The sequence below is a fragment of the Lentzea sp. NPDC020367 genome (genome assembly GCF_044387305.1).
Lineage (GTDB): Bacteria > Actinomycetota > Actinomycetes > Mycobacteriales > Pseudonocardiaceae > Lentzea.
Genome location: NZ_JBIRVV010000001.1, coordinates 21,540 through 33,893, shown reverse-complemented (window position 1 = coordinate 33,893; position 12,354 = coordinate 21,540). Strand labels below are relative to the sequence as shown.

Annotated in this window: 6 protein-coding genes and 1 pseudogene; 1 reads left to right on the top strand and 6 read right to left on the bottom strand. The window is 66.8% G+C overall.

Annotation, left to right across the window (positions count from 1 at the left end; translation table 11 throughout):
* Positions 1-27: 27 nt before the first annotated feature.
* Positions 28-1,506, top strand: a complete 1,479-nt coding sequence (locus ACH413_RS00135; RefSeq protein WP_360029374.1) for an APC family permease — start codon at positions 28-30, stop codon at positions 1,504-1,506.
* Here ACH413_RS00135 and rho read toward each other — a convergent pair.
* The 6 genes and pseudogenes from rho to ACH413_RS00105 form a co-directional block, all read right to left on the bottom strand.
* Positions 1,487-2,512: a transcription termination factor Rho gene (gene rho, locus ACH413_RS00130; protein WP_396424835.1), complete on the bottom strand. Its 1,026-nt coding sequence runs from the start codon at positions 2,510-2,512 to the stop codon at positions 1,487-1,489. The genes ACH413_RS00135 and rho overlap by 20 nt on opposite strands.
* Before the next feature lie 249 nt (positions 2,513-2,761).
* Entirely contained in the window at positions 2,762-7,870 is a 5,109-nt protein-coding gene (locus ACH413_RS00125) for a hypothetical protein (protein ID WP_360029373.1), read from the bottom strand.
* 239 nt (positions 7,871-8,109) lie between these two features.
* Positions 8,110-8,253 (bottom strand): annotated as a pseudogene (locus tag ACH413_RS00120) (thiamine pyrophosphate-binding protein); the annotation flags it as partial.
* 15 nt (positions 8,254-8,268) lie between these two features.
* Complete coding sequence (locus ACH413_RS00115; protein ID WP_360029372.1) at positions 8,269-8,829, bottom strand: DUF4360 domain-containing protein; 561 nt, start codon at positions 8,827-8,829, stop codon at positions 8,269-8,271.
* Positions 8,830-9,026: 197 nt separating this feature from the next.
* A complete protein-coding gene (locus ACH413_RS00110; protein WP_360029371.1) occupies positions 9,027-11,108 on the bottom strand; it encodes an acetate--CoA ligase family protein in 2,082 nt (693 codons plus the stop codon).
* Positions 11,105-12,268, bottom strand: a complete 1,164-nt coding sequence (locus ACH413_RS00105) for an acyl-CoA dehydrogenase family protein (protein WP_360029370.1) — start codon at positions 12,266-12,268, stop codon at positions 11,105-11,107. Before ACH413_RS00105 ends, ACH413_RS00110 begins: the two co-directional genes overlap by 4 nt.
* Positions 12,269-12,354 lie beyond the last annotated feature (86 nt).

Here is a 12,354-nt window from a genome sequence, read left to right as displayed (position 1 = left end):
CGAGTCAGTCAACCACTTGGAGGGCCCGTGAGCGAGGTACAGCCTCTCAGCGGCAACTGGCTGGGCGAACGCACCCACCTGCGCAAGTCGCTGCGCCGGGTCGACGTGACGTTCTACCTGCTCTGCACCCTCGTCGGCCTGGACACGATCGGCAGTGTCGCCGCGAACGGTCCTCAGGGGCTCGTGTGGATGGTGATCCTGGCGGTGGTGTTCTTCCTGCCGTACGGGTTCCTGACCACCGAACTCGGCACGGCGTTCCCCGTCGAGGGCGGCCCGTACGTGTGGACCAAGCTCGCGTTCGGGCGGCTCGCGGCCGGGGTGAACCAGGTCCTCTACTGGCTGTCCAACCCGCTGTGGATGGGCGGCACGCTGGCGATCATCGCCGTGACGACGTTCGAGACGTTCTTCCTGCCGTTGGGCATGGCGGGCAAGCACGTCGCGGGCCTGGCGTTCATCTGGACCGGCGTCCTCGCCGTCGCGGCGTCGTTGCGGATCGGCAAGTGGGTCCCGATCGCGGGTGCGTTCGCGCGAATCGTGCTGCTGGGGTTCTTCATGGTCTCGGTCGTCGTCTACGCGGTGAAGAACGGCGTACAACCGTTGTCCGGCGGCGATTTCGTGCCGACCTGGACGGGTTTCGTGGTGCTGGTGCCGGTGCTGATCTTCAACTACGTCGGCTTCGAGCTCCCGTCGACCGCCACCGAGGAGATGACCGATCCGCAGCGCACCGTGCCGTTCGCGATCCTGCGCGCGGGCATCGCGGCGTTTCTTCTTTACGGAGGCCCGATTCTCGGGATCCTGCTCGTCGTGCCGGCCGCACAGATCCAGGGCCTGGGCGGGTTCATCGACGCCGCCAAACAGGTGCTGACCGTCTACGGCGGATCGGTGTCGCCTGATGGGACGGTTGTTCTGACCGGCGCGGGTGCGGTGCTGGGAAGCGTGTGCGCGGCGGGTTTGATCATCGGCGTGCTGACTTCCGGTGTCTCGTGGGCGATCGGCGCGCATCGGGCGCAGGCCGTGGCGTGTGCGGACGGCGCCGGGCCCGCCTATCTGGGCCGGTTGTCCCCTCGTCACGGCACCCCGTTGCGCGTGAACGTCCTATCCGGACTGTTGGCTTCTCTTGTCCTGGTGACAGCGCTGAACTTGTCCGGCGGCGACTCCGAGAAGTACTTCACCGCCGGGCTGGCACTGGTGATCTCGACGACGTTCGTCAGCTACCTGCTGACGTTCCCGTCGATGCTGGTGCTGCGCCGCCGGCTGCCGGACGTCGAACGCCCGTTCCGCGCGCCTTTCGCTGTGCTGACAACGATCCTGACGACCGGCCTGGTCGCGTTCACCGTCGTGGTGCTGATCTGGCCGCCGGAACTGCCCTCGGCGTTCGAGGGCGAACGCACGCAGTACACGTTGTCGCAGGTGGTCCCACTGCTGATCGTGATCGGCCTCGGCTTCTTGTTCTACGCGCTGGGCTCCCCCACTCGTGCCCGCGACGTCACCTCTGCATCTGCATGAGGAACTCGGCGTTGCTCTGGGTCTTGCGCAACCCTTCGAGCAGCACGTCGATGTCGCGCTCGGACATGGCGCGGCGCATCGTGTCCGTGATGGCGAGTTCTTGGGCGCCGACCAGCAGCTCCGCCTTGCGGGTGCTGGACTGGTTGAGGTCGATCGCGGGGTAGATCCGCTTCTGCGCGGCCTTGCGGTCGAGCTTCAGCTCGGCGTTGCCGGTGCTCTTGAGCTCCTCGAAGATGGCCGTGTCGGCCAGCGACCCGGTCTCGACGAGCGAGGTGGCGAAGATCGTGAGGCTGCCACCGTCCTCGATGTTGCGAGCGGCACCGAGGAACTGCTTGGGCGGCGTCAACGCCCTCGCGTCGATGCCACCGCTGAGGATGCGCCCACCGTTGGGCTGCGCGAGGTTGTAGGCCCGCCCGAGCCGCGTCAGCGAGTCGAGCAGGATCACGACGTCCTGACCGTCCTCGACGAGCCGCTTGGCCCTTTCGACCGCGAGCTCGGCAACGCGAATGTGCTCGTTGGGGTGCTCGTCGAAGGTGGAGGTGAACATCTCGCCGGGAATCGTCTTGCGCATGTCGGTGACCTCTTCGGGCCGTTCGCCGACGAGCGCCACGATCAGGTGGACGTCCGGGTAGTTCTTGGCGATCGCTGCCGCGATCTGTTGCAACACAATGGTCTTGCCGGCCTTGGGCGGCGCGACGATCAGCGCCCGCTGCCCCTTGCCGATCGGCATGACCAGGTCGATGGTGCGGCTCGTGAGCTCGTTGGGGTCGTGCTCCAGCCGCAGCCGCTCGTTGGGATAGAGCGGCGTGAGGTCTTCGAACCGTGGCCGCTTGTGCGGCTTGCGCCCGTTGACCGTGTCAACGCTGACGAGCTTGTCGCCTTCGGTCTCACCGCTGATCTGGTCGCCGCGCCGCAGGTCGTGCAGTCGCACGAGACTCTGCGGAACCTGCGGCCCGTCAACGAGAAACGCCTTGTGGTTACGTACGTCGAGTACACCGATGTGCATCGGGTCTGTCCTTTCAGGAGGGTTGTTCGAGACGCGCTTCATCGACTCCGTGCACGGGTGCGACGGGAGGAGAGCGCTGCAGATGCCGTTGATCCGACTGCATCTGATGTGTGGGTCCGCCGACGTGAGAAGCCGGGGGATTAGCTGCGGCGTTGTGATCGTCCAGCAGCTGGTCGGAGCTTACGTGCGCTTACCTGCGCACTGCCGGGCACAAACGGACTGTAGCAGAGAACGTCAACCGCCCGCTTGTTATTCCGTGCACTTCTTCTCGACCAACGCAATGGCGTCCGCACGCATGACCTCGCTCCACCGCGCCAAGCACCTGGCCGCACGTAGTCTGATCTGCCACGAAGCGTTGCTGTCGAAGGCGATGTCCTTCGCCACCACCGCACACCTGTCCCGAAGGTCCCTGCGTCTTTCCACCACACTTCGCGCACACCACAGCCGGATGCGGGGTGACAGCGCAAGGTCAGCTGCCAGCGCAAGCAACTCATCCAGAGCTTCCTGCGACGGCGCCCAACTGATCGACCGCAGCAGGTAGATCCGGCCCAGCACCGTCGGCGCCACGAGCTTTCGCTGAATAGCGAGCACCTCGTCCTGGCTGGTCCACAGACGGTTGCGGAGCCAATTCCCCGCGTTTGACCGCACCCAGACCGGAAGCCCTTCTTCAGCGAGCATCGTTCGCACGAGCAACTCGGCCTTCGCCCGCCCACGTGTGCCGAGTTCACCCAGATCCTCTGCCGCCCGCAACCGCTGGGAAGGCCGCACGAACGGATCTGAGGCGATCTTTTGGTAGAGAGCGGCCGCTGACAACCTGTCGGACGCCGTGAGTTCGACCATCTTGCTCGCCGCTCGCCACCGTTGGACCAGCAATCCAGCCTGATCATCCCGCAGCGTCCGCAGCTCGTCGAACCGCCCGACGTACGCCAGCACGTCGACCTTGTCGCGCCATGACAGGTGCGGCTGCCGCATCAGCATGTCCCGCACCGCACTGTTCGCCGCCATGTTGGGTAGCCGAAGCACCGTGGCCAGTCGTTCGCGCCATGGACGAGCCTCGTCGAGCACACGATCGAGCACAGGTTGCCATTCACCGAGCTTCGCCGCCTCGGCCAGCGCATCAGGCGAACCATCCGCCAGCAACATGCCCACGGCCTCTGACACGTGTTCACCGGACAGCCCGGCGAGTTCTTTCGCAGCCTCCCTGCGTTCCTCGCGGCTGCTCATCGGGCAGGCAAGAACCTCCCGGACAACCGCCTCGCTCTCCCGGACGAACGATCTGTCACCCCAGGCATCAATGCGCGGAAGGCGATGAGTCAACCGTGCTGACCGGTCAGCCAGCAGCACACGTTCCACCTCAGTGCGATGAGAACGAGAAAGGAACACCACCAGCCGGAAGCGCGACATGTCGTTCAACGAGGGATCCCGGCACAGACCGACGAGAATCTGCGCCAGCCTCGGTGACACAGGTTCGTCGAAGCTGGCCAGCCGGAGCGCCGCCGAAGCCCGCTCCCAGACGTGGAGTTGCGGTGATTCAGCGAGTCGCCACAAGAACGAAATGACGGATGAGGTCATCGAACGGTCGAATCTCGTCAGCGCTACAGCAATGGCGCAACGGATCCTGACCGGCTGGGTCAGATCGTCCATCACCGATCGATGGAAGGCGACGGCTTCCGGCATCAACGCCGGATCTATGGCCGCAAGAAAGCTGTAGGCCTTGCTTCGCAATTCAAGACTGAGATGAGCATCGTCCGCCTGGGCACGAAGTTCCGGGATTCCCTCCCTGCCGAGCAACGCGGCCGCTGCCGCCCTGACCCCGCAATTCGCGTTCGAGTCCGCGACCATGACACGCAGCCGACCGTGGATGTCCGCTCCTGCCCGTGCCGCTTTCGACGCAAGGTTTTGCCACGTCAGGAACGACATCTCCGCAGCGCCTCGCTCGTGCAGGCTGATCGCGACCGCCAGGAACTTCTCGTCCCGGTTCGCCAACATGAGCGCACATTCCACCCGACGCCAAAAAAGTATGGTTTCGTCAGCGACGATCGCACGGAGCACCTCATCCGGAACTCGATGACCAAGGTATGCCAACGACTGCACCGCTGACCACACGCGAACAGAACCTGTGCGCTCACTGCGCAGTATTTCGTGCAACGCCTCCGCCAACACCGCACGCACTCCGGGGCCGGAGTCGGCGAACATGGAGGTGGCGAGGCTCAACCCGACGGGGAGACCGGTCCCGATGAGTTCGCTCATCAGCACTGCCGCCTGCCGGTGATGCCCCCGCCCCAGGCGATGCAGTCCACGAGCCGCATACAAACGAGGGCGAGTGGGGCGACTCTTGTCGCGCGCCACGGCCGTCAACAGATCTGCGCCCACAGCGCGATCTGCAGCACCGGAGGAACTGAACATCCGACCGAGCGCCAGTGGCGCATCCGTGCAATCAGGTGCGTGCTCTGTCAGCGCGAGAAGGGCCGACTTCGCCTCGCGACACAGGTCGGGTCCGAATGAGAACAGCTCACGCCAGGCACTGACCAGAACAGACGAGTCACCACCGGCCTGAATGATTTCCTTCAGGTACTGAGCGACCTCAGATTGACGCTCGGGGACGAACTGAACGAGGTCCGATGCGACCGCGCAACGACTTTCGGGGTCCGCGTCGGGGTCCGTCAGCAACGCCCACATCAAGCCCAGAGCACGATCGCGGTGCGGTTCGCCGATGTCAGCCAACCTTCGAAGCGCCAACTGGTACTCATACCCCTTGGGCAGCATGTTCTTGAGCGCACTCTCGAACTGCAAAGCGGATTCCGTGTAAAACGCCGGCCCGAGATCAGCAAGGTTCATAGCCGCCTGGTTGGAGTGGTTCCAACTCAATGCCGGGTCTGCGAGCAGTTCCCGAAGGATCGCGACGGCATGGTCCCGATGCCCCAGACGGGCAAGGTCCGGCGCGCGGATCAGCTTGTCGACCGGCGACGCCATCGGATTGGCCAACTCGGACAAGAGGAATGCTCCGGCAGCAACGCGGTGCTGTGGCCCCAGAAGGGCGATCATGGTGGCGACACTGGAACAGAGTCCGCTCGGAAGCGTCGCGCTGGTGAGGATCGCCGTCAGCGCTTCGGCGACCTGTTCCCTCCGGCCGAGCGACGCAAGGCCCACAGTCGCGTCGTACCAACCGCTTGAGCTGTGCGCGTGATCCCTGAGAACGGTGAGGAAGGCGTCAGCACATCGATCTTGGAATTCGGGATCGATCTCCAGCAGACCGGTGGCTGCATCCACGACGTCCCGGAGAGGGGTGTCCACATCGGACATCAGCTTTTCAAGGGCCGATACGGCGAAGGCGCGGGATTCCTGGTCGAAGGCGGACAGGACGACCGCCGCACTGCGATGATCAGCGCCCGAGGCGTCCTGGTCCTCCAGCACCGAGCGCAAGCCACGTTCGGCGGCTTCTCTCTCGCTGCTTCCACTGTGTGCCAGTGCTTCCGCGGCGACAAGACGGCCGTCAACACCGGCAGACAGGTCATCGACGGCAGTTCTCAGCAACTCGATGGCGGCATCCGTGTACGCACAACGCAATCGCACGCCCAGGGCGACGGCCGCTTCAAGCCGTGACTCCCACGGTGCGGCAGGATCGTCCATCAGTTGCGCCAGCCACTCGGCCAGGCCGGTGTGGCGGGTGGCACGGCTGGTTTCTCGCAGGATCAGCCGCGCCGGATAACGGGTGGTCATCGCCCACGCCCGTGCCGTCACCAGAAACTCTTCCACCACGGGCGTGCTCGCCGGCAGATGGCGGGCAAGCAGACGGGCAGCCAGGAGATGTTCGTCCGAGCCACCGACGTGCAACCAGCGCAGTGTCCGGTCAGCCTCACCGTGGTTCAAGTGAGAGTGGTGCAACAGCACGGACCTGGCGAACGTGCCGCTGTCGTCCTTGTACGCCTCGTGCAGGAGTTCCGCGAAGGAATCGTGTCGCGGCGTGAACTCCGACGACAGTTCGCGCGCCTTCGAGGTGGCGGCGACGTGCTCGGCGAAGCTCTGGTGGAGAAACGCGATGTCGTTGCCTCGTTTGACGAACGGTCCCACGTTCAGCAGGTATTCGAGCAGGTCGTCGATCTCCCGGACGCCGTTGCGACTACCCCACTCCCACGCGGCGGCGGTCAACGAGGACTCACTGACCAACCGGGTGCGACCGAGGTGCTCGATGAGCGCCACGCGATGATGTTCGAAGGCTTCGACAGTGGGACGGGACGACAGGATGAAGTTGAGGTAGCTCTCGTAAAGCTCGTACTGGTTGCCAGGCAGTGGGCGATCGCGGTACTGCTCGAAGACGATCGCGGCGATGGTGGCCAAGAGCGGCACCTCGACGAGTTCTGCCAGATGCGCCTCGTGGATCTGCTGTAGGAACCGTTCCGCGTGATCCTCCCCGAGCTCCTCGAACCAGTTGTGCGCGAAGCGATGCAAGGCTTCCTGGTCGAACGGCTGCAGTTCGTAGCGTGCGGCTCCGGCCCGCTGCAGGGCGGCCAGCGCACCACCTTCGGTCGGTCTGGTCGTGAGGAGCACGCGGTGGACGCCACGAGAGGCCCAGGCAGACAGCGTGTGCACGAGCGTTGCGCGCAACGCACCGTCGGTCACCTCGTCGAGTGCGTCCACCAGCAACAACCAGCGGCAGCCCGCGACCCGGTCAGCGAACAGCGCCGGGTCGAGCGGGCCGTTCAGGTAGCGGCCGTGTTCGATGAACGCGCTGTCCGCCAGTGCCTGGATGAAAGCGCCGTCGAGATGCTGAGCGAGGGTGCGGGCGGTGACTCGGAGCGGGATCACCGGCTCGGCAAGCGGCGCGTCGTCGGGCGCCCTCCGCGTCCACTCGGCGGCGATGTCGGCCGAGAGCCGGAGAGTGAGTGTCGACTTCCCCTGTCCCGGACCGCCCAGAACGAGCACGTGCTCGTCGGCGTCGAGCGCGGCGCGCAACAGTTTCGAGGGTGGGCGGACAGCGACGCGCACCGACGGCGTTGTGGGGATCTCGACCAGCCTGCCGTGCTCGTCCAGCATCGGAGCCGACCTCGCGTGGGGCGTGGTGCTGTCCTCCACCCCTCCACCAAGGTCCTGACGCACGTAGATCGTTCCCAGGGCTGGTGTCCGCGTCCCGGGAAGCTGGTACGGCAGCAGATCCGCGGTCTGCTGCTGCGCCCACAGCAGATGCTCGACCTCGGCAGAAAGGCCGGTGGCCTCCGCCCAGGTCGCAGGCGGTGCGCACGGCAGATTGTCGGCCGGCGGAGAGCCGTTGAGATAGACATTGCCGTGGACGGTATGGGCTTGGAACGCGATTCCGTGGACGTCGCCCGTCGAGTTGCTTGTGAGGTCCTCGTCCGCCACCGACGGATAGTCCCACGACATCAGGGGCCTTGAGTGGACAATTCAAGGACGTCGTGCGCCCACCAGGCTCGATCACAGGTCTAGGGCGCATCTTGGCGCCGAGGCTGCGGGGAAACCTCAGCCGAGTACCAAACCAATGGGTACAAGAAGCTTGCTGACGTCGACGGGTGGGTGCGCTACCTGGAAACGGGGCCACCTCGCTGCTCTCTCGTCGACTACGTCGATCAGGTCAAGCACCATCAAGGTGAGCTAGGCGGAGGACCTGAGGTCATGTGCATGAAGACTTGTGAAACGGCTGGGCCGCTGGTGGTGAGGCAGATCCGTGGTTTGGCGGTGACGCGGGCGTATCCGTCGGCCGCGAAGCCGGCGCCCAGCTCGTGGCAGGACGTGACCGCTTGTTATTCCGCGCACTTCTTCCACGAGAGCCGGAACGTCGTGCTCACGCTCGAGTCGGTCGAGTCCATGGTCATGAAGCTGCCGCTCCCCTTGCCGGTGAGCTTCAGTTCGGTCTCGACGGTCAACGGCTTGCGATCCTTGCACGGCCCGTGCGCGACCCCGTCCGGCGTGTCGGTGACCTGCCAGTTGTCACTCATCGGCGCCTGATAGGTGCGGCTGCTGTGCCGCGTCGGAAAGCCGGGGAACCAGTAGTCGTTGCGCACGACCCCCTTGGCCTTGTCCGTGAGGTGCGCGAACCCTCGGTAGTCCGTCGCCGCGATGCCGTAGGTGTACCCGGCCGTGTGGTTGATCCTGAGGGCGATCGTGCAGCTCCTCTTGGCCTCGTTGCCATTGCCCTGCACCAGGAAATCGCTGTAGGTGACCGTGAAGGCCTCGTTGTCCTGGGACATGGCGACGTTCGTCGTGCCGGCCGCGCATCCGGACCCGCTGACGCTGACCACGTCGATCGTCACCGGGCCGGGCGGCGGCACGAGGGATGCCAGCAGTGCCAGCACGACCAGCATCGAGGCCTCCTCACGTCACTGCGGAAGAACCTATCGAGGCCCGCAATCCGGCGAACGGCGCAGAGGGTCACGGCCGGCCGGTCCGCGGCGAGCGCCTTGCGTAGTGCGGTGGCGAGCCCCTTCTCGTCGTCGGTGGTGAGGCCCTGGCAGTTGAGGCCCCCGGCACCTTGATCGGTTCGTGGCGGTCCACCATCCGCTCATGCCACGCGTTGTCCGCTCGTGTCGTTCACCGGGTCCCCCGAAGGGATGATCAGCGCGTCGACGGCCAGCACGCCGTCAGGCCCCACGCGCACGGGGTTGAGCTCGATCTCGGCGAGGTCCGGTCTGGCCGCGAGCGTCTCGGAGACCTTCGCGATCACCTCGGCCAACGCCGCCACGTCGACCGGCGGCGCACCCCGCGCGCCGGACAGGAGCGGGGCGGAGACGAGGCGGGCCAGCATGTCCCGCGCTGTGGCGGGAGTCACGGGCGCGAGCTCGATCGCGGTGTCCCTGAACAACTCCGCGTGGATGCCGCCCGCGCCGACGAGGATCACCGGGCCGAACGAGTGGTCCCGCTTCGCGCCGATGATCAGCTCGACGGTGTGCTCGCGCGTGTCCATCTCCTCGAGGACGTACCGGCCGGGACCGAGCCGTGCCCTCATCTCTTCGAAGGCCGCTGCGGGGTCGGTGAGGTTGATCTTCACGCCGCCGTGCTCGCTCTTGTGGGCGAGCCAGTCGGCCTTGAGGGCGAACGGGCCTTGGAGGCAGGTCGCCCGCACTTCGGCCGCCGACGTGACGGCGTGCGCCCTGGGAAACTGGACGAAGCCGAGCAGCTCGCGGGCCGCCAGATAGCCTGGCTCGAACGGCGCGAGGGGTGCGCTGAGAGCTTCGGGCGAGCTCACGCAGGGGTCCCCTCCAGGGGGTCCCCCAAATTCAATTCTTCCAGCCGACACCGACAGTTCCGGGGCGTCTGGCGCGCGAGTGGACCGTTGATCAAGCGCGCCGAGCCGTGCCGCGTCACCGAGTGCGGCCACCGCCCGCTCGATCGTGTGCTGCACGGGCACCCCGCCCGCTCGCAACGTGCGCACCGCGGCGGAGTCCTCGCGCATGCTGTGCACGACCACGGGCACGCCGGTTTCCCTTGCCAGCGAACAGATCCGGACGGCGATGGCCACCTCGAGAGACTCCAGGGAAGGCGTGTCCTCTCCGTAGCTGCCGAAGTAGCCGGACAACACGACCGTGTCGACTTCACCGCCGCGCACCAGCACCTCGACCGCACGGGCGTAGTTCGCGAGGTCCTGCTCCCCCGCCCCGGCCAGGTCGATCGGGTTGCGTTTCGACGCCCCCACCGGCAGCCCGTCGACAGCGCACAACGTCGGCACCGTCAGCCCGGCCGCCGCCGCGAGATCCGCCGCGATCGCTCCCTGCCCGCCCGAGTCCGAGATGACCCCGACCCTGCCCCCGCGGGGCACCCCGGACGTCAGCACCGCCGCCAGGTCGACCAGAGCCGCCGGCGTCGCCACCCGGACCGCTCCCGCGAAGCGACAGGCCGCGTCCACCACGTCCAAAGAGGACGTGAGAGCACCCGTGTGCGTCAGGGCGGCTTCCTGCGCGGCGACGGAAGATCCGACGGTCAGCAGCACCACGGGTTTGCCGGCCGCCCGCAGTTCCGACATGGCCGCCACGATCCCGGGGCCGAAGCTCTCCAGATAGACCCCCACGACGGTGGTCAGGTCGTGGGACACCAGGTCCAGCAACGCTTCCGTCGCCGTCACGTCCGCCTGGTTGCCGACCGAGACGAACCGGGAGATCCCGATGTCCGACGACGCCGCGAGCCCGGCGATCTCCAGCCCGACCTGGCCACTCTGCGACACCACGCCCAGCGAACCGGCCTGGAACCGGCCCCACGCGAGGTGCAGCGACGTCGCCGCGTCGAACACGCCCAGGCAGTTCGGGCCGAGCAGCCGCGCGCCCGCGTCCCGGATCCTGCTGATGACGCGATCGTCGATTCCCGAGGTGATGCCGACGAAACCGCGTACGCCGACCGCCAAGGCCTCGTCCACCACGGCCGGCACGTGGGCCGCGGGGACGGCGAGCACGACCAATTCGGGGGCCTCGGCCAGTTCGGAGAGCGAGCGGACGGTGGGTTGCCCCAGAACGGCGCCACCACCGTGGTTCACGAGGTGCACGGCGCGGCGGTCGTGGCCGACGAGGGCACCGCGGGCCAGCCAGTGACCCCACTTGGCGGGGTCGTCGCTCGCACCTACGACGGCGACGGACGCGGGATCGGAGAAGATCATCTGACACCGAGGCCGCGGGAGATGATCAGGCGCTGGATGTCCGAGGTGCCCTCTTCGATCTCCTCGAGTTTGGCGTCGCGCATCCAGCGCTCGACGGGATACTCCCGGGAGTACCCGTAGCCCCCCAACGTCTGCACGGCCGCGTGCGTGCACCACATGGCGTTCTCCGACCCGACGAGCTTCGCCATCGCCGACTCCTGCGCCACTGCGTGGCCCGCGTCGTACAGAGAGGCCGCGCGCACGGCCAGCAGGTGCGAGGTGTCGACGCGCGTGGCCATGTCCGCGAGCCGGAACGCCACCGCCTGGTGCCGGATGATCGGCACCCCGAACTGCTCGCGCTCAGCCGCATAGGAAGAGGCGAAGTCCAGCGCGGCACGGGCGAGTCCCGTCGTGGCCGCGCCGATGAGGATGCGCGACGCGTCGAACGTCCGCATCAGGCCGGCGAACGCCTGCCCCTCCTCACCGAGCCGGTTCTCCACCGGCACGCGCACGTCGTCGAGGAACACCTCGGCGTTGACGATCGCGCGCTGCCCCATCTTCCGGAACGGCGGCCCGACCGTCAGCCCCGGTGTGTCCCGCGGCACGACGAAAGCCGTGACACCACGGGACCTCAGCGACGGATCCACCGTCGCGAAGATCACGAACATCGAGGCGTAGGGGGCGTTGGAGATCCAGGTCTTCTGTCCATTGAGGACGTACTCGTCGCCCTCACGCCGCGCCGACGTCTGGATGCTCGCCGCGTCCGACCCGCTGCCGGGCTCGGTCACGGCGACGGCGGTGAGCGGCGGCTCCGCGCTCCCGAGCGGTCCGAGGAACCGCTCCTGCTGCTCAGGCGTGCCGAGGTGCTCGACCGGCGCGCTGAAGAATCCGTTGGACGTGACCAGGTTGCCGATGCCGATGTCGCCGTGACACAGCTCCTGCTGGATCAGCACCTGGGTCAGCAGGTCGACGCCACCGCCGCCGAGCTTCTCGGGGAGCATGAACGAGGTCAGCCCGAGCGCGGACGCCTTCTGCCACACGTCGAGCGGCGACTCGGTGTCCGCCTCGTCGACGGCACGCCCGCGTGGACGGATCTCCTTGGCCGCGAACTCCCTGGCCAGTTCTACGAACTGCTCCTGTTCGGCCGTGAGCCGCAGGCCGTCGCGGACGGTCCGCCCCATCTCGCACCCCTAAGTTGACTGACGAATCAGTTATTCACGATCCATCGGGCAGCCTAGCTCTGTCGAGGCGGGTCAGCAGGGTCGCG